The sequence below is a fragment of the Iodobacter sp. BJB302 genome, from assembly GCF_002735645.1.
GTDB lineage: Bacteria > Pseudomonadota > Gammaproteobacteria > Burkholderiales > Chitinibacteraceae > Iodobacter.
Map to the genome: position 1 here is coordinate 1 of NZ_PDZG01000086.1, position 17,632 is coordinate 17,632.

The window sequence follows — 17,632 nt, forward strand, 5'->3', positions numbered from 1 at the left end:
TACATCCATTACTATAACCACGACCGAATCAAACTGAAGTTAAAAGGGCTGAGTCCTGTGCAATACAGAACCCAGCCCTTGAGCGCCTAGCTTTTATACTGTCCAACTAATTGGGGTCAGTTCACTTGCGGCCGGCTTTTTTAAAGCGATGCTACTGGCTGATTACTTAGCAGCAGAAGCTTCGGAAGCAGCAGCTTCGGAAGCAACAGGAGCTGCTTCAACAACAGCAGATGCAGCTTCAACAGCAGGTGCAGATGCTGCTTCAACAACAGCAGATGCTGCTTCAACAGGAGCATCATCTTTCTTGCCGCAAGCAGACAGAGCAACAGCGATCAGAGCAGCAACTAGCAGGGACTTTTTCATTATGAACTTACCTTTGACAGAGACGAATGGGACAAACGAAATTAAATAGGTGCAATCAACCGTGGATCGATGCTGAAAAACTGCAATCATTCAGTGACCGACCGACAGCGCAAATAATATCACGTTTTATTTGAAAGAACAGTCCAACACATTATGAATACAGCTATTTAGGCAAGAATTCTGCAACGCCATGTAACAACATGTTAAATACCTATAAATATATACGTTGCCATTCATTACTCGGGCTTGATTGCTCCCAAAGAGCATTAAATTGTTGTTGCATCATCGCAACAATATGCGGCTCAGTTGTGATTTCTCCACGTGCCCAATCAAAATGATAGCGGTGTAATAAGCAGGTTTTATCCGCCAGAATAAAGCCCTTTTGCCAGCTGGAGCAAGATTCATGGGCAAGACGCAATTCAATTTTTGAAGGAAATTTTTCTGTCAATTGTAAAAATTTCGGGCATCTCTGGCTAAGGTATTGAGTATCAAATGTAATCAGCCGCAAATGAGCTGCTGCATGTGATGTAAAAAATGCCCATAAAGCATCAAAAACGGCTTTGCTGCCCAGATCGCAGTGTGAAAAGTTGCGCTCGCAAAGGAGTAATTCATGTTGCGCCGAAGCCAATAATTGCACCACAGCGGCCGGATAGGCCGCGTAGGCATCAAAAGTTTGGGCTTCAGGAAAGCTGCAGGTAGCCATATTCGTAGCATTCATAAAGGATAGTAATCAGGCTTTCTGGGTAATCAGCCGCAGGCAATTTGCGCTGATCAGCCAGTTTTTGCAGCCAGGGCAGCGCTTCAGGCTCAAATTCCAGCGCTTCGCCATTGGCATAAACCCGCTCAGATTCATAAAGCATCAGTGCTTTGGCATCAATCCGGATGCCGCCTTCTGCCACTGCTGCGGCAAATTCATCAAAATCCAGTGGCTCATCCGGCTGATCATAAAATACATGAGGCTTAGGCTCGGTGAAATAACTGCCTACAAAACGACGGATGGTTTCGTCGTTCCATGTGATGTTTTTAAGCATTTCACCGATTTGCCCGACAAATTCGTTATCGATTTCTGCGGGTTTATGGGTGGGCTGGCGCTGCGGGTCACTATACATTCCTTTAAGACACAACTCGTCTTGCAGAAACTCTAAGAATTTACCGGCGATTTCCTGGGTTTTTGGTGCCCTGAAGCCGATGGAATAAGTCATGCCGGGCTCCATTGCTACGCCGTAATGGGCGTACATTGGCGGCAAATACAGCATATCGCCGTGTTCCAGCACCCATTCCTGCTCGGCATGAAACTCTTTTAATACCCGGATGGGCGCGTCTTCAATAAAGCCGCTGGCGTCGTCGCTTGAAATTTGCCAGCGTTTCTTTCCGCCCACTTGCAGTAGAAATACATCGTAAGAATCGTAGTGCGGGCCAACCGTGCCGCCGGGTGGCGCGTAAGAAATCATCAGGTCATCCAGCCTGGTGTAAGGCAGAAAGTTAAACTGATAAAGTAAATCTTCAATATGCGGAACCAGATGGTTCACATTTCCTACTAATACAGTCCAGTCTGTTTCTGGCAGGCGGCTGAAGCGGGATGCTCTGAAAGGGCCGGATTCGGCTTTCCAGCGGCCCTCTTTATATTCGATTAGTCTGGATTCCACATCGCTCTGTTGGGCAAGGGCTGTGAGGCGGGCGTAATCAATCAGCTCGGGAAAATTGCTCCAAGCATTACGGATGAGTAATGGTTTTTTTTGCCAGTAATCTCTTAAAAATTCTTCTGGACTGAGTCCGCCTAAAAGTTGCATTTTTTTGCTCTATAACAGAATGGATTACAACAATTATCGCATGGAGAACACATGCTGAACGCAGGAGACAGAGCGCCAGATTTTATTTTGCCTGATGCTCAGATGGAAAATGTGCAATTAGCGCAGTTTCGGGGCCAATCTCATCTTGTGTTGTACTTCTTTAATAAAGATCACACGCCAGGCGGTATTACCGAGGCGGTTGAGTTTAGTGATCGTGTAGCAGCATTTCGGCAATATGACACAGTTATCCTTGGTGTTAGCATGGATGATTGCTTGTCGCACGAGCAATTTCAAGACGAGCAGGGCATAGAATTCGACTTATTAGCCGATACAACAGGCGAAGTAAGCCGGCTCTATCACGCTCTGCATGAGTGGGAGGCACATGGCGTGGTAAGATACGGCATAGACCGTTCCACGTTTGTAATCGATAAGGACGGCGTGATCCGCCATGCGTTTTATCACGTTGTCCCTAAGGGCCATGCGGCGGAAATTCTTAAACTCGTGAAACAGCTAGGGTGAACCCATGCAAATTGCAAAAAATACCGTTGTAACCTTACATTATGAAATGTTTGATGCCTCAGGCAAGCAAATCGACAAAACTGAAGAGCCGATTGCTTACCTGCACGGAGGTTACGACAATGTCCTGCCTCTGGTAGAAGAAGCGCTGGAAGGCAAAAACGTGGGTGACAGCATTGATGTAACAATGGAAGCGGAAGACGCTTTCGGCGAACACGATGCAGATTTAGTACGTGAAGAAGAAAAATCTTCGTTCCCTATGGAAGTTGAAGCCGGCATGATGTTTGAAGCCGATGATCCTGAAACAGGCGAAGTATTGTTATTCCGTGTTACAGAAATCGAAGGCAACCGCGTTGTAGTGGATGCTAATCACCCATTCGCCGGCATGACGATTCGTTTTGTTGGTACCGTTTCAGATGTACGTGAAGCGACTGAAGAAGAGCTGGAGCACGGTCATGTGCACGGCGAGCACGGCCATCATCACTAAGATGATTTTGGTTTGATTGAAGAGAAAGCGGGCTCAGGCCCGCTTTTTTTTGTGCTCCCAAAACGGATGTCATTCAGTTTTTGACAGGAAAAACCGTTTTGAGGGGCTGTTTTACAGAATGTAAATATTACACTTTTGTAAATGTCATATTTCTGCGGCATGGTTTTTTTGCAATGAAATGTCATTTATTTGCCATTTTTCGAAAGAAAATAAGGCCGCCTGTGTAACTGAGCTGCAACTGAAATATTTTATTAGCATAGATGTAACAAATATTTAAGAAAACAGGCTTACCTTGCGCTCTTCCTCTCCGGGAGCGTCAAATTGAAACGCCTTCTTATTACAGGCCTGATGGCCAGTGCATTTTCTGCGGCTGCGTCTGCTGCACCTAAAAACGTTATTTTCTTTCTTGGCGATGGCATGGGCTTAACCACCATGACTGCCGCGCGCATCTACGCCGTGGGCGAAGAGGGTGATCTCACGATGGATACCCTGCCAGAAACGGCCTTTATCAAAACATATTCAAATGATGCACAAGTCACGGACTCTGCCCCGTCGATGTCCGCCTATATGACAGGCGTAAAGATGAATAATGAAGTCATCTCTATGAGCCCGGATACCAAGGCCTCAGATGCGGCAGGCAATGCTTACTTGAGCGGTGCCGACAGCCGCTGCCCTGCTGACAATGGCAAGCCGGTTCGCACCCTGCTTGAGATTGCCAAAGCGGCTGGCCTTGCAACGGGTGTGGTAACCACCACCCGCGTTACCCATGCCACACCGGCAGCAAGCTATGCCCATATTTGCCACCGCGATGCAGAAAACGATATTGCCGCCCAGTTTGTGCCGGGTGGCAAGGGTTATAACGTGGCCTTGCAAGATGGTGTGGATATTTTAATGGGCGGGGGCAGGCAGTTTTTTACCCCAGCCAGCGCTAAGGGCAAACGCACGGATGATCGCGACTTGGTTGCAGAATTAAAAGCCAGGGGCTACAGCATTGCCGCAAACCGTGCAGAGTTTGATGCTCTGGATGCAGCAAAGACCAACAAATTTGTCGGCTTATTTACAGCCAGCCATATGAGCTACGATCTGGACCGCGATCCGGCTAAAGAGCCAAGTCTTGCAGAAATGACAGTTAAAGCTTTGCAAGGTTTAAAGAAAAACAACAAGGGCCTGTTTCTGATGGTGGAAGGCGGCCGTATTGATCACGCTTTGCATGAAACAACGGCCAAAAAAGCCCTGCAGGATACCGTGGCATTTGATGATGCAATTAAAGCCGCCATTACTGAAGTTAAAAAAACGGACCCGGCGCTTAAAAATACCCTGATCGTGGTAACGGCAGATCATGACCATACTCTGGTGCTGAATGGCTATGCCAGGCGTACGGGCAAATCGACGGCCACAAACCCCGGGGTATTGGGCCTTGTAAAAGATGTGATTGGCAATAAGGCATCATTAGATGCAGAGGGCATGCCTTACACCATTATTGGTTTTGGTAATGGCGAAAACCGCGCACAGGGCGAGCGTAAAAGCTTTGCTGCATTAGATGACAGCACGGTGTTTGCAAATACCTATCACCAGGAAGCGGCGATTCGCAGAAATGCAGGTGATGAAACCCACGGCGGCACCAATGTTTTTCTGGGCGCTATGGGTAAGGGGAGCGAGCGGTTTTTTGGTGTGATGGATAACACCCATGTATTTAAACTTATTCGCGAAGCTGCCGGGCTGTAAGCCCGCCCCTGCACAGATCAAGGAATTATCATCATGATGAAAAAATCACTTCTCGCAACGGCCTGCCTGCTGGCTTTTGCGCAGGGCGCACAGGCTGCAGCCAAGAATGTTATTTTCTTTTTAGGCGATGGCATGGGGCCGGCCACCGTTACGGCGGCACGTATTTATAAGTACCAGGAAGAAGGTGCTTTAAATATGGAGAAGCTGCAAAACGGCCAGTCCCGCACGGCCCGCATCAAAACCTATTCTAACGACGCCCAGACAACGGATTCCGCACCTTCTATGGCTGCGTATATGACTGGCGTAAAAATGAATAACGAAGTCATTTCGATGAGCCCGGATACGCAGGCCGCCGATGCAAATGGCAATGCGTATTTAAGTGGTGCTGATCATAAGGGCTACGACAGCATCTGCCCGGCAGAGAATGGCAAGGCCGTTGAGACCATTTTAGAAATCGCAAAGGCTAAGGGTAAGGGCGTGGGGGCGATTACCACTACCCGTATTACCCATGCCACGCCCGCCACAACCTATGCCCATGTTTGCCATCGCGATGCAGAAAACACCATTGCCATGCAGGCCGTGCCAGGCGGTGAGGGCTACAACAGCAAGCTGGGTGCGGATGGGCTGGATGTGCTGATGGGGGGCGGCAGAAAGCACTTTTTACCAGCCTCTGTTAAAAGCGGAGTACGCACCGATGGCCGTGATTTAGTCGCTGAAATGAAAGCCAGGGGTTATCGCTATGCCAGCTCAGGCAGCGAGCTGGCGGCGCTGGATACCCGCTCAACGGAGAAGTTGTTTGGCCTGTTCAGCGCCAGCCATATGGATTACGAGTTAGATCGCGTTAAAAAAAATTTGGATCAGCCCAGCCTTAGCCAAATGACCAGCAAGGCCATTGAAGTACTGGCCAAAAAACCAGCCGGTTTCTTTTTGATGGTAGAGGGCGGGCGTATCGATCATGCCTTGCACGGCAATAATGCAAAGCGCGTGATGGAAGACACCATTGCCTTTGATGATGCAATCAAAACCGCTCTGGATGAAATGCAAAAACGCGATCCGGGTTTAAAGAACACCCTGATTGTGGTGACTGCAGATCACGACCATACGCTGACAATTAATGGCTATGGTAAGCGGGACAGCAATATTCTGGGTACGGTTAAAAACTATAAAGATGGCTCCGAAGCCAAAGACGCGGATGGCATGAATTACACCACCCTGGTGTTTGGTAACAGCTCAAACCGCAAGCCTGTTCGCACCATGCTGACAGAGGCCGAAGTGCTGGCCGATGATTATCAGCAGGAAGGCGGTGTGCGGGTGAAAGATCAGTCAGAAACACATGGCGGTGGCGATGTCATGCTGTTTTCGGCGGGTGCGGGGTCTGGTGTATTTAAGGGCACCATGGTCAATACCAAAGTCTTTGATTTAGTGAAGCAGGCATTCGGCTTTTAATAGTGAGTAATTAAAAACAGGTCAGCGTGGTGCTGGCCTGTTTTTGTAAGGAATTGATACAGTGAAACACCTTTTCAGCGCTTTGATTTTTGCCGCAGCCACATTCAGCGCCCACGCCGCCGCCAGCCCTGATATCGCCGCACTGGTGACCTATGAAACACGGATGGTGAGCACCGAAGGCGTGACCAAAACAACCCGTTTTCAAGAAACATGGCTGCGTACTCCGCGCCGCATCTGGAGTGAGCGCCTGGTGCCTCAAAACGCACAGCCCGAAACACGCGGGCATGAGAGCAATCCCAAGGGGCACGAGGGCCACAGCCATAGCATTAATTTTGCGCTGGCGGGTAAATCGGTTGAGCTGGGGGATAAGGGCGAAGTAAAGCTTCATTTTATTGATCGCAAAATGAGGCAAGTGATTGAAATGGGAGCTACAGATTTTCGCGAAATGGGCTTTGATGGCCAGTGGGAAAGTGCCGCTTATATGCTGGACAGGCAGCAGCTAAAAACAATGGATAAGCGCGTCATTCCCGCCGCAGCTGGCGAAGTGTGGCTGGAAACCCGCAAAAACGGCATGTATACCCTGGTGCTGTGGTCAGAAAAACTACAACTGCCAAGGCTGATAGAAACCGGTAAAGAAGATGGCGGCAGCTGGAGCCGCATTACCGTAGAGCCGCAAGCCATGCCAAAAGCAATGCCATGGCCCGATACAGCAGGCTACAGACAAAGAGACTATATGGATTTGCTGGATTAAGCCGGCTTTGTCCGCGGCCATCGCACGTTGCGGATCGTCTTTTGAATACTGCATGAGCGGCGCTTTTCTCAGCAAGGCGCCGTTTTTTTCTGGCCAGCAAAAACAGGGCATGATTGTTTATTAGGCAATTAACGCTGTCTCTGGGGTGTGGGGTATTTATGCCATTGGTGTGCTTTTTTTAACGATGGTTTATGCTGTGATTTGTCGTTTTTTTTACGATGTCGTTTTCCTGCTACAGCCCTCAAACCGCATAAATACTCGCTTTGCGGAAGCCACTTTTTTTTGTGCATCTGCAGGCACTTTTCTTGCCCATCATCTGCTTGCCACTTTCCCCGAAAGACACTAGTATTTGTGTTAACTCTTCTTGGTAAACACTACATATAGTGTTTCTCCACAAGAAATCCACAGAATTATCCACAGCGAGACGTGCCCACTCAGCCGCACGCGCAACTCAATGAGAGCCCTATGACCGATAGCGTTAACACTGCTCAGCAGCACAGCAGCTATGCCGATTACAAAACCATTCGCCGCGATGGATCGGTGGTGTCTTTTGCACCTAATAAAATCACCGTAGCAGTGACCAAAACGTTTATCGCTGTATTAGGTAGTGATGCCGCTTCCAGCGCTGCCGTGCGCCAGAAAGCCAGCTTATTAACTGAATCCGTGGTGTCGGCGCTGATGCGTCGCAAGCCGGAAGGCGGCGCGATTCATATTGAAGATATCCAGGATCAGGTTGAGCTGGCGCTGATGCGTGCCGGCGAGCACGATGTGGCCCGTGCCTATGTTTTATACCGCGAAGAGCGCAGCAAAGAGCGTCATTCCCGCTTTGAGCCTGAGCATCATCACGAAATTAATGTGCTGTACCCGAATGGCAGCAGCCGCCCGCTCGATTTAGCGCAATTAAAAGCGCTGATCGCTTCTTGCTGCAAAGGCCTGGAAGGCACCACCGATCAGGCCGCGATGCTGGCTGAAACCCTGAAAAACGTTTACGACGGCGTACCGAGCGAGGAAGTTCGCCGCGCCCTGATTATGTCTTCCCGTCAGCTGATTGAAAAAGACCCTGCGTACAGCTTTGTAACTGCACGCCTCTTATTAAATAATCTGCGCTCTGAAGTTTTAGGCAAGGAAGTGAGCCACGAAGAAATGGCATCGCGCTATGCCGATTACTTCCCGCAATTTATTAAGCGCGGCATTGATGCTGAGCTGCTGGACGAAAACCTCGCTCAGTACGATTTAGCCAAGCTGGGCGCGGCGCTGGATCACAACCGTGATTACCAGTTCGGCTACCTTGGCCTGCAAACCCTGTATGACCGTTATTTCCTGCACATTGAAGACACCCGTATCGAGCTGCCACAAAGCTTCTTTATGCGCGTAGCGATGGGCCTTGCGATGAATGAAATCAACCGCGAAGAGCGCGCGATCGAGTTCTACAACGTCTTGTCCAGCTTCGATTTTATGAGCTCGACCCCAACGCTGTTTAACGCTGGCAGCCGCCGCAGCCAGCTTTCCAGCTGCTACCTCACCACTGTGTCTGACGATCTGGAAGGCATTTACGAAGCGTTGAAAGAAAACGCGCTCTTGTCTAAATACGCAGGTGGTTTGGGTAATGACTGGACGCCTGTGCGCTCCCTAGGCAGCCATATCAAGGGCACCAATGGTAAGTCTCAAGGGATTGTGCCTTTCCTGAAAGTGGTGAACGACACCGCTGTTGCCGTAAACCAAGGTGGCAAGCGTAAGGGCGCGGTGTGTGCCTATCTTGAAACCTGGCACGCAGATATCGAAGAATTCCTGGAAATGCGTAAGAACACCGGTGATGATCGTCGCCGTACGCACGATATGAATACTGCGAACTGGATCCCAGACCTATTTATGAAGCGCGTGATGCAAGGTGGCGACTGGACATTGTTCAGCCCATCCGAAGCGCCTGATCTGCACGACAAGTTTGGTAAAGATTTTGAACAGGCTTACGTGGCTTACGAAGCAAAAGCGGCGCGTGGCGAAATGAAAATCGCCAAGAAGATTCCTGCGCTGGGTCTATGGCGCAAGATGCTTTCCATGCTGTTTGAAACTGGCCATCCATGGATCACTTTTAAAGATCCTTGCAATATCCGCAGCCCGCAGCAACACGTTGGCGTGGTGCACAGCTCGAACCTGTGTACAGAGATCACCCTGAACACCAACGAAAACGAAATTGCGGTATGTAATCTGGGTTCGGTGAATCTGGTTAACCACATTAAAAATGGCGAACTGGATACCAATAAACTGGCGCGCACCATCAAAACAGCGATGCGTATGCTGGATAACGTGATCGACATTAACTTCTACCCAGTGCGTAAAGCGCGTGAATCCAATCTGAAGCACCGCCCGGTAGGGATGGGCATTATGGGCTTCCAGGATTGCTTGCATATGCTGCGCCTGCCTTATGGCTCGGATGCTGCGGTTGAGTTTGCCGATATCTCGATGGAAACCGTGGCTTACCACGCTTACTGGGCTTCTACAGAGCTGGCGCAAGAGCGCGGCACTTACCCAAGCTACAAAGGCAGCCTGTGGGATCGCGGTGTATTGCCACAAGATTCGATTAAATTGCTGGCGGAAGAGCGCGGCGGCTATCTGGAAATGAATACCGGCTCCAGCCTGGATTGGACCCAGCTGCGCGAACGCGTTCGTGTACACGGTATGCGTAATTCCAACTGCCTGGCGATTGCGCCAACCGCAACGATTGCCAACATCATCGGCGTATCGGCGTGTATCGAGCCAACTTACCAAAACTTGTTTGTGAAATCGAACTTGTCGGGTGAGTTCACCGTGGTAAATGAATACCTGGTGCGTGATCTGAAAGAGCGCGGTCTGTGGGATGCGGTGATGATCTCAGACCTGAAGTTCTTTGATGGCTCGGTATCAAAAGTAGAGCGTATCCCGCAAGACCTGCGTGATCTCTACGCCACCGCGTTTGAAGTAGATCCAAGCTGGCTGGTTGAATGCGCATCGCGCCGCCAGAAGTGGATCGATCAGGGCCAGTCGCTCAACCTCTACCTTGCTGGTGCATCAGGCAAGAAACTGGACGAGCTGTACAAACTGGCGTGGTTACGTGGCCTGAAAACCACCTACTACCTGCGCACCATGGCCGCTACCGCCGCAGAAAAATCCACCGGCAGCGGTGGCGAGCTGAATGCCGTGCCAGTAAATGGCGGCTACAGCAGCACAGCAGCCGTTGCAGGCAGCAGTGCAGCAGAACCCGCTATGGCCGCAATCGACGCAGCATTACCTGCCACAGATATGAAATTCTGCTCGATTGATAACCCTGAATGTGAGAGCTGCCAGTAAACATGTAGGGCAGATGAGTTGCTGGGTGGGGTTTTGCTTCACCCAGCGATTGTCTTGTTTAAGCTTTAGTTGATGTTTACATAAAATAAATATTTTTCGCTCTCCAAGTGCTGTACAGACTAGGAACATAGCATGGGCAATGCAGGCAATTTGGAGCTTGCATGGATTGCTGTTGAAAATTTCCGGTTTTTTGTCTCTGTTAAAAAGCAGCATAATTTTGATCAGGCATGGCGTGATGACTATGAGGCAGGAGGAAGCGTAAGGGTTTTTTATTATGTGGATGGTGACGAGTGTCGTGATGGAAAACTTCTTTTTCATTCGCGAATAGCTGATCTTTTTCAGTTTACTGATCGTTGCACAGGGCTATAACCCCTCCCCTGAAAACACGCCGAGAGAGGAATAAGCGGGGCGGGGTAGTCGTCAATTCGTGTTTGAGCGAAGCGAGTTGAATTGACGCCGCCTCGATTATCCGTAACGAGGGGATTTCGTGTTTTAGGGGGCGCCTTCTTTGCTTACTTTCTTGGCGAAGCAAGAAAGTAAGGCCCACGCGGGGGATTCCCGCACCAAAATGACCGTGCCGCAGGCACATAAACCTTGAGAGTCAAATGACCGAAGCCCTGCACCCTGTCGATCAACTGATCCTCGCCTTACCCAAAACCGAGCTGCATCTGCATATCGAAGGCACTTTAGAGCCGGAAATGATGTTCGAGCTGGCGCAAAAAAATGGCATTACCCTGCCTTACGCCAATGTAGAAGAAGTTCGTGCTGCTTATTCTTTTGATAATCTGCAATCGTTTTTAGATTTGTACTATGCCGGTGCCAGCGTGCTGGTCACCGAAGAAGATTTTTACGATCTGACCTGGGCCTACTGCGAGCGCGCCTATTCAGATCATATTGTGCACACCGAGATCTTTTTTGACCCGCAAACTCATACCGCGCGTGGCATTGATATTGGCACCGTAATCCGTGGTATCACCCGCGCCCTGCAAGATGCCACCGATAAGCTGGGCATCAGCTCCAGGCTGATACTGTGTTTTTTGCGCCATTTATCCGAGGCCGATGGCAAAGCCACGCTGGAAGCCGCGCTGCCTTATCTGGCGCAAATTGATGGTGTGGGCCTCGATTCCAGCGAGCTGGGCCATCCGCCTGCCAAGTTCCAAAAATTATTTAAGCGTTGCCGCGATCTGGGCCTGCCTGCCGTGGCCCATGCCGGTGAAGAAGGCCCCGCCTCTTATATTACTGAGGCGCTGGATTTGCTGGGTGCGCGGCGTATTGATCATGGCGTGCGCTGCACCGATGACGCCACCCTAGTGGTGCGCTTGGCCACCGAGCGCGTGCCGCTGACGGTTTGCCCGCTTTCTAATTTAAAGCTCTGCGTGGTGGATGATTTATCCAAACACAATTTACGTAATTTGTTGGCAGCGGGCCTGTGCGCCATGGTGAATTCTGACGATCCCGCGTATTTTGGCGGCTATCTCAACGCAAACTTATTAGCCTGCCGTGCTGCTTTGGATTTATCGGCCAGTGAAGTGGTGCAGTTAGTGAATCACAGCTTTGAAGCATCATGGTTGCCAGACGCCGATAAAGCGCGCTGGCGTGCTGAAGTATTACGCATCGCCTGTATCGCCAAGTGAGTCTTTTATCGCGATGCCTGCAGGCCGTGGCTGGCGTGGCCAGTGCCTTAGTGGCGGCCTGCAGCGCGCAGCCTGCTTTGCAAATAGAAAACGGCCGCCTTGCACCACCCGAAGGGCAGGGCTATGTGGTGCTGGCTTTAAGCGTGCAATCTTTGTCATCAGACCGGGCTTCGCTGCAAGTGGAGCTGGCCGGGGCAAATGCTAAGCACAGCCTGCGTGCCGATATCAGCCGCGATGTGATCAGCGGGCCAGATGCCGAAACGCGCGGGCGATTATGGGTTTTACCGCTGGCAGCGGGCAGCTATACGGTAAGTGAAGCGTGGGGAGAATGGGCGGTAAACGGATCAAACGGACGGGGCGGGCAGCCGCACTTTAAAATAGAGCGGCAGTTTCAGATTGCCGCAGGCGAAGTGCTGTATTTAGGCGAGATTAACGCAGCGCTTAATTTTGCCTCTGCCCTGACGTACAGCGATCAGGCACCGCGCGATTTTTATCAACTCAGGCAGTGGGGCGTGCAGGACACCAGCAGCATCACTACCCGCTTATTGCAATAGGCAGCCGAATGTTTAAAAGTTTAATTCTCAGCACTGTTTTATTTTTAAGTGCCTGTGCCACAGCGCCGGTGGCCGTGGTGCAGGGCAAGCTTACTCCGCCAGCGGATCAGGGCTATGTTGTTGTGGCCTTAACGCTTAATTCCTTTGATCAGGATGGCGCCAATGCATGGATGCGCCTGGAGGGGCCAGGTGGCCGCCGTGATTTAAACGCCAGTATCTTGCACGACACCATCGCCGCGCCAAATAAAAATGCCATTGGCAAGCTGCACCTGCTCAGCCTTGCCCCCGGGCAATATACCGTGCCGCAGGCTGTGGGCGACTGGAACTACACCGCCGCAGGCTGGCCGCAGCAGCGCCGTGATCAGCTGCCGATAGGGCAAAGTTTTGAAATCAAAGCCGGTGAAGTGGTTTACCTCGGCGAAGTGCATCTGGCACTGAGTTTTCAATCCAGCCTGATCATCAGCGATCAGCATGAGCGCGATTTTTACGCCCTGGGCCAGAAGTACGGCATTACCGACACCAGCAATATCAAAACCCGCTTGCTGAGCAAACCTGCTCCGTAAGCATCAGAAATATTAAATCTCGCCCGCTGAGTGCTACAGATCAGCAGGTATCAACATCAGTAAGACAGGAATAGTAATGCTCAACTTTGACGATGAAATCAGCAGCCCGGCTACCGAAATCAATCTGGATGCCGCTACCGCCAAACGTGTAAAAGCCTCAGACAAACGCGTGATTAACGGCACCACCGACGTGAATCAGCTGGTGCCGTTTAAGCACAAATGGGCATGGGAAAAATACCTGGCGCAGTGTGCAAACCACTGGATGCCGCAAGAAGTAAACATGCAGCGCGATATCGAGCTGTGGAAAAGCCCGAACGGCCTGACCGATGACGAGCGCCGTTTGGTTAAACGCAATCTGGGTTTCTTTGTTACCGCTGACAGCCTGGCTGCTAATAACATCGTTTTGGGCACATACCGCCAGATCACCTCGCCAGAATGCCGTCAGTTTTTACTGCGCCAGGCTTTCGACGAAGCCATTCATACCCACGCCTATCAATATATTGTTGAATCTTTGGGCCTGGACGAGGGCGAAGTATTTAACGCCTACAACGAAGTGGCCTCGATCCGCGATAAAGATGAATTTCTGATTCCTTTTATCAATATCCTGACCGACCCAAGCTTTAAAACCGGCACGCTGGAAACAGATCAGCAGCTGCTGCGCTCTATCATCGTATTCGCCTGCATTATGGAAGGCCTGTTCTTCTACGTGGGCTTTGTGCAAATTCTGGCGCTGGGCCGCCAGAACAAGATGACCGGCGCTGCCGAGCAGTACCAATACATCCTGCGCGATGAATCCATGCACTGCAATTTTGGTATTGATCTGATCAACACCATCAAAATGGAAAACCCGCAGCTTTGGACAGAAGAATTTAAAGCTGAAATCTACGGCTTGTTCAAGCGCGGCGTAGAGCTGGAATACGCCTACGCCGAAGACACCATGCCCCGTGGTGTGCTCGGCCTGAATGCCTCGCAATTCAAAGAATACCTGCGCTTTATCGCCAACCGTCGCTTGCAGCAAATCGGCCTGGAGCCAATGTTCCCGGGCGTAACCAATCCATTCCCATGGATGAGTGAGATGATTGATTTGAAGAAAGAGAAGAATTTCTTTGAGACACGGGTTACTGAGTATCAGACTGGTGGGGCGTTGAGCTGGGATTGATTATTTGATTTTCTGAATGTCTAACGCTTTAGCTCTGTTAACAAAAATAGGAAATAATATGAGTTCACATCAAATTCATGTTTTTATCAGCCATTCATGGGCATACTCCAATCATTACAGCACACTTGCTGATTGGATATTTGAAAAGAGTTGGAGCGTTGGGCAGGCATCTTTGAGTTTTAGGGATTTTTCTGTCCCTCGGGAGAGCCCAATACATAATGCGCCAACAGATTCATTACTCCAACAAGCGATTTATAAGCAAATTGCATTGAGTCATGTTGTTGTAATTCCAACAGGGATGTATACCCATTATAGTAAATGGATAAAAAAAGAAATTGAAGGTGCTAAATATTATGGGAAGCCTATTTTAGCTGTAAATCCTTGGGGGCAAGAGAGAGGCGCTGGTATAGTAAAAGCAAATGCTGATGATATTGTTGGCTGGAACTCGGAGCCTATCGTAAAGGGAATTTGGACTCTACATAGAAGGTGAAAATTACAAAAATTTGATATTTTTATTGTTTTAATTATTTCTGGTGGGATTCAAAGTGAAGGAGTGCTAAGTGATAAAAAATGTTGGTGAGCTCTATGTGACGCAGATTGAATTTCAAAAGGCATTGATGGATCAGTATAGATTATACTTGGAGCTAGCTGATCGCCTCTCTGCAAGGCGTATGCTGGCTAACACTTTTTTTTCTGTCTGTTAATTCTGCTTTGGCAGGTGGTGTTTTTTTATCTTTAGAAAAAATAAAACAAATTGATCTTATTTTTGTAGTTGGCTTTTTTTTTATTTGTATATGTTTTTGTTTTGTATGGTGGCTGGTGATTCACTCCTATCGTCAGCTTAATTCAGGTAAATTTAAAGTTATTCATGATATGGAAAAGATGCTGCCATATTCATGTTTTGATTATGAGTGGGAATTGTTGGGGAAAGGAAAAGATTTGAATAAGTATTTTCCTCTAACGCATGTTGAAAAATGGGTTCCTCTGATCTTTTGTTTTTTATATTTAATTATTTTATACAGTTTGTAATATGTCTTGTGATGTAGGTTGGGCATGTTTTATCTGCCCAACGTGCAATCGTGAAAAATTTGATGATTTGAGTGGTATGTATGTTTCTTAGTGCCTTCGGCACGTTGATTTAGGTGCGGGTGTCCCCCGCGAGGGACTTACTTTCTTGCTTCGCCAAGAAAGTAAGCAAAGAAGGCGACCCCGGAAGCACGAAGTCCCCTCTCTGCGGATAAGCAGCTCGGCGAAAAAGGCTGCGCGCTCGCTGCCTCGCTACCCCTTTTCCGAAACCCCGAGCTACTTATTCCTCGTTCGGCGTGCTTCAAGGGGAGATTTAAGCCCCGTGCGATGAGCTGCGATATTAATTTTATGGGGTGAAATATTCCCCAAATCCAAATCCAAATCCAAATCCAAATCCAAATCCAAATCCAAATCGAAGAGCAAGCCTGATTGTTTGTCTCCGTCTTTGCTTTTCTCCGTGTTCTCTGTGTTTCAAGATTTGGGTTTTGCTGCTCTAGGGCTGCTTATTTTCCTCTTTTTGATGCAGGTCTTGCCTTGTATAAATCTTATTGTGCCCGATCAGCCATCTGGCGATGTCTTGCTCCCATGTGTAGGAGGGGATGTGTAAGGCGGTTTGGGGTTGCGACCACATGATGAAAACCAGTGCGGTAAAGGCGATGGGGATGAGTCTTTTCAGGGGGGCGAAGCTTTGGATGCGGGCTTTCCAGAATGGGTGCACAACCATATAGCCCAGCAGCCAGCCTGAGATGACTTCACTGCTGCTGTGTGCGTTCACTTTCAGCCGCGACCAGCCAATGATTGCGGCGATAATTAAGCCCAGTGCTAAACCTGCTTTGCTGAAGCAGCCTTCTTTACTGATAAATACCCACGCAAATAACACGGGCAGGATGGCGGTGGCCAGCAGGGTGTGGCCGCTGAAGCCGATAAAATTGATGGCAGGTATGCCAAAGCCCATGGCAAAAAAGGCGATTTTGCTGGCAAGGGTGATGGTGATCGCCAGCAGCAGGCGCAGGGCAAACCGGGCCCATAGAGGGTGGGCACGCATCAGGGCCAGGCCCAGTATCAGGGCAAAGGCCAGCGGTAAAAGTAAGCCGGCTTCGCCCAGCCGGGTAATAGAAAACCAGTTCAATAGCATGGGTCATTTTCTGTAATAAGTGCAGGGCTGCATGATAGCGCGTACTTGATGACTTTATCTTGCATTGGCGTGGGTATTGCTGCAGGGGCTGGTGTTCAGATTTGGGCGGCTTGAGCAATATTATATTTGCTTACATGGTTCTTGTTGTTGTTTATTGCCGCCTGATCTGTTTAATGACAGTAATTTCGTATTAATTACCCATAATAAGTTATAAAAGTAAGCCAGCCCCCTTTCCGGAGCGAGAGCATGCATCATCTCTTGCCCGAAGACATTCAAGAGATTTTCCCTTTACTGCTGGAAAATGTACCGACAGGTGTCGCGGTACTTGATCGCGGGCTGCGCCAGCTATGCATTAATTCCCGCCATGCCAGTGTTAATCATATGAGCGAGGCAGATCACCTTGGCAAAAGGCTGGAAGAGTTTTTGCCTCAGGCGGCGATGGTGATTAAGCCCAAGCTGCAGTTTGTGCTGGATACCGGCCAGCCTCTTGTAAAGCAGGAGATACGTGGAAAAGCAGGCGTGGATGGGCATACGGTGCACAGGATTGCTTCGTATTATCCCTGGAAAGGTCAGGCGGGAGACATACGCGGGGTGCTGGCTATTATTCAGGATTCCACACTGGATAATGTGGCCGAGCAGCTTTTGCAGAGCAGCCAGCATAAGCTGCTTAAGGTGCTGGATAATTTATTTTCTTTTGTTGGGGTATTAGGGTCTGTTGACGTTATATTCACGGCTGCGTTGACTACAGTTTTGGGGCTGAACAAGGCAAAAATTGCGACATGGCACGAGCACCATGAGCGATTTTTAACTTTCGTTCCGCCCCAAAAATGCAGTCAACCCGAAGGGCTGAGCCGGAAAATGGCCATTCACTGCGTTATGCTCCTCGACAATAAGCAGTTATTGCCTTTGTACGAATCTGATCATCTTTCTGATGTGAATTTAGCTGATTTTTTGTCCCGCCTTGTGTTCCTGATGGAGGCCATTTACTGGGTAGAAGAATCTAGAATAAAACTCATTTTTTTAGGGGCAGAGCCCAATGCTGTTCACTTTATGATTTTTATTCCCCAGTTATGCCGTTGATTAAGAATTTCCGTGCCTTTTCTACTTGCAAAATGCTTAGTTCGTCGTTTCACAACCCGCGGATTACTGCGTCCTGTTG

The 17,632-nt window shown here is 49.4% G+C and carries 18 protein-coding genes; 14 read left to right on the forward strand and 4 right to left on the reverse strand.

Annotated features, from left to right (window positions below; translation table 11 throughout):
- Window positions 1-90, forward strand: a 90-nt coding sequence (locus CSQ88_RS19635) for an IS3 family transposase (protein ID WP_143449393.1), incomplete at its 5' end; no start/stop codon positions are given.
- A gap of 72 nt (window positions 91-162) precedes the next feature.
- On the opposite strand, the gene CSQ88_RS19640 is transcribed toward CSQ88_RS19635, so the two are convergent.
- The 3 genes from CSQ88_RS19640 to CSQ88_RS19650 form a co-directional block, all read right to left on the reverse strand.
- A complete protein-coding gene (locus tag CSQ88_RS19640) occupies window positions 163-453 on the reverse strand; it encodes a hypothetical protein (RefSeq protein WP_257212686.1) in 291 nt (96 codons plus the stop codon).
- A 121-nt stretch (window positions 454-574) separates the two neighbouring features.
- Window positions 575-1,000, reverse strand: a complete 426-nt coding sequence (locus tag CSQ88_RS19645; RefSeq protein WP_143449531.1) for a hypothetical protein — start codon at window positions 998-1,000, stop codon at window positions 575-577.
- A gap of 43 nt (window positions 1,001-1,043) precedes the next feature.
- Window positions 1,044-2,153 (reverse strand): cupin domain-containing protein, encoded by a 1,110-nt coding sequence (locus tag CSQ88_RS19650; protein ID WP_099399777.1) that lies wholly within the window; start codon window positions 2,151-2,153, stop codon window positions 1,044-1,046.
- A 51-nt stretch (window positions 2,154-2,204) separates the two neighbouring features.
- Between CSQ88_RS19650 and CSQ88_RS19655 the strand changes: the two genes are divergently transcribed.
- The 12 genes from CSQ88_RS19655 to CSQ88_RS19720 all read left to right on the forward strand — a co-directional run bounded on the left by CSQ88_RS19655 (window position 2,205) and on the right by CSQ88_RS19720 (window position 14,802).
- Entirely contained in the window at window positions 2,205-2,672 is a 468-nt protein-coding gene (locus tag CSQ88_RS19655) for a peroxiredoxin (RefSeq protein WP_099399778.1), read from the forward strand.
- Between the two features lie 4 nt (window positions 2,673-2,676).
- Window positions 2,677-3,156, forward strand: coding sequence for a peptidylprolyl isomerase (locus CSQ88_RS19660; protein WP_099399779.1), 480 nt, complete (start codon window positions 2,677-2,679; stop codon window positions 3,154-3,156).
- 321 nt (window positions 3,157-3,477) lie between these two features.
- Entirely contained in the window at window positions 3,478-4,881 is a 1,404-nt protein-coding gene (locus tag CSQ88_RS19670) for an alkaline phosphatase (RefSeq protein ID WP_257212687.1), read from the forward strand.
- 33 nt (window positions 4,882-4,914) lie between these two features.
- Window positions 4,915-6,327, forward strand: coding sequence for an alkaline phosphatase (locus CSQ88_RS19675; protein ID WP_099399781.1), 1,413 nt, complete (start codon window positions 4,915-4,917; stop codon window positions 6,325-6,327).
- A gap of 61 nt (window positions 6,328-6,388) precedes the next feature.
- Window positions 6,389-7,078, forward strand: coding sequence for a hypothetical protein (locus CSQ88_RS19680; RefSeq protein WP_099399782.1), 690 nt, complete (start codon window positions 6,389-6,391; stop codon window positions 7,076-7,078).
- A 465-nt stretch (window positions 7,079-7,543) separates the two neighbouring features.
- The gene (locus CSQ88_RS19690) at window positions 7,544-10,402 is read left to right on the forward strand and encodes a ribonucleoside-diphosphate reductase subunit alpha (protein ID WP_099399784.1); all 2,859 of its coding nucleotides are present in this window, start codon (window positions 7,544-7,546) and stop codon (window positions 10,400-10,402) included.
- Window positions 10,403-10,534: 132 nt separating this feature from the next.
- Window positions 10,535-10,771, forward strand: coding sequence for a hypothetical protein (locus tag CSQ88_RS19695; protein ID WP_099399785.1), 237 nt, complete (start codon window positions 10,535-10,537; stop codon window positions 10,769-10,771).
- A 236-nt stretch (window positions 10,772-11,007) separates the two neighbouring features.
- Complete coding sequence (locus CSQ88_RS19700) at window positions 11,008-12,036, forward strand: adenosine deaminase (RefSeq protein WP_099399786.1); 1,029 nt, start codon at window positions 11,008-11,010, stop codon at window positions 12,034-12,036.
- Window positions 12,033-12,590: a hypothetical protein gene (locus CSQ88_RS19705; RefSeq protein WP_099399787.1), complete on the forward strand. Its 558-nt coding sequence runs from the start codon at window positions 12,033-12,035 to the stop codon at window positions 12,588-12,590. Before CSQ88_RS19700 ends, CSQ88_RS19705 begins: the two co-directional genes overlap by 4 nt.
- Before the next feature lie 8 nt (window positions 12,591-12,598).
- On the forward strand, window positions 12,599-13,153 hold the full coding sequence (locus CSQ88_RS19710; RefSeq protein WP_099399788.1) for a hypothetical protein: 555 nt from the start codon (window positions 12,599-12,601) through the stop codon (window positions 13,151-13,153).
- A 76-nt stretch (window positions 13,154-13,229) separates the two neighbouring features.
- Window positions 13,230-14,312, forward strand: coding sequence for a ribonucleotide-diphosphate reductase subunit beta (locus CSQ88_RS19715; RefSeq protein WP_099399789.1), 1,083 nt, complete (start codon window positions 13,230-13,232; stop codon window positions 14,310-14,312).
- A 16-nt stretch (window positions 14,313-14,328) separates the two neighbouring features.
- On the forward strand, window positions 14,329-14,802 hold the full coding sequence (locus CSQ88_RS19720) for a TIR domain-containing protein (RefSeq protein WP_218963156.1): 474 nt from the start codon (window positions 14,329-14,331) through the stop codon (window positions 14,800-14,802).
- Between the two features lie 1,029 nt (window positions 14,803-15,831).
- Here the strand turns inward: CSQ88_RS19720 and CSQ88_RS19730 are convergent.
- The gene (locus tag CSQ88_RS19730; protein ID WP_099399792.1) at window positions 15,832-16,473 is read right to left on the reverse strand and encodes a phosphatase PAP2 family protein; all 642 of its coding nucleotides are present in this window, start codon (window positions 16,471-16,473) and stop codon (window positions 15,832-15,834) included.
- A gap of 246 nt (window positions 16,474-16,719) precedes the next feature.
- Here CSQ88_RS19730 and CSQ88_RS19735 point away from each other — a divergent pair, with 246 nt between their 5' ends.
- Complete coding sequence (locus tag CSQ88_RS19735) at window positions 16,720-17,553, forward strand: PAS domain-containing protein (RefSeq protein WP_099399793.1); 834 nt, start codon at window positions 16,720-16,722, stop codon at window positions 17,551-17,553.
- The last annotated feature ends 79 nt before the right edge of the window (window positions 17,554-17,632 follow it).

Coding starts and splice junctions, on each gene's coding strand:
- CSQ88_RS19640 (WP_257212686.1), bottom strand. CDS start 453: ATGATTGCAGTTTTTCAGCATCGATCCACGGTTGATTGCACCTATTTA.
- CSQ88_RS19650 (WP_099399777.1), bottom strand. CDS start 2,153: ATGCAACTTTTAGGCGGACTCAGTCCAGAAGAATTTTTAAGAGATTAC.
- CSQ88_RS19655 (WP_099399778.1), top strand. CDS start 2,205: ATGCTGAACGCAGGAGACAGAGCGCCAGATTTTATTTTGCCTGATGCT.
- CSQ88_RS19660 (WP_099399779.1), top strand. CDS start 2,677: ATGCAAATTGCAAAAAATACCGTTGTAACCTTACATTATGAAATGTTT.
- CSQ88_RS19675 (WP_099399781.1), top strand. CDS start 4,915: ATGATGAAAAAATCACTTCTCGCAACGGCCTGCCTGCTGGCTTTTGCG.
- CSQ88_RS19690 (WP_099399784.1), top strand. CDS start 7,544: ATGACCGATAGCGTTAACACTGCTCAGCAGCACAGCAGCTATGCCGAT.
- CSQ88_RS19695 (WP_099399785.1), top strand. CDS start 10,535: ATGGGCAATGCAGGCAATTTGGAGCTTGCATGGATTGCTGTTGAAAAT.
- CSQ88_RS19700 (WP_099399786.1), top strand. CDS start 11,008: ATGACCGAAGCCCTGCACCCTGTCGATCAACTGATCCTCGCCTTACCC.
- CSQ88_RS19710 (WP_099399788.1), top strand. CDS start 12,599: ATGTTTAAAAGTTTAATTCTCAGCACTGTTTTATTTTTAAGTGCCTGT.
- CSQ88_RS19715 (WP_099399789.1), top strand. CDS start 13,230: ATGCTCAACTTTGACGATGAAATCAGCAGCCCGGCTACCGAAATCAAT.
- CSQ88_RS19720 (WP_218963156.1), top strand. CDS start 14,329: ATGTCTAACGCTTTAGCTCTGTTAACAAAAATAGGAAATAATATGAGT.
- CSQ88_RS19730 (WP_099399792.1), bottom strand. CDS start 16,473: ATGCTATTGAACTGGTTTTCTATTACCCGGCTGGGCGAAGCCGGCTTA.
- CSQ88_RS19735 (WP_099399793.1), top strand. CDS start 16,720: ATGCATCATCTCTTGCCCGAAGACATTCAAGAGATTTTCCCTTTACTG.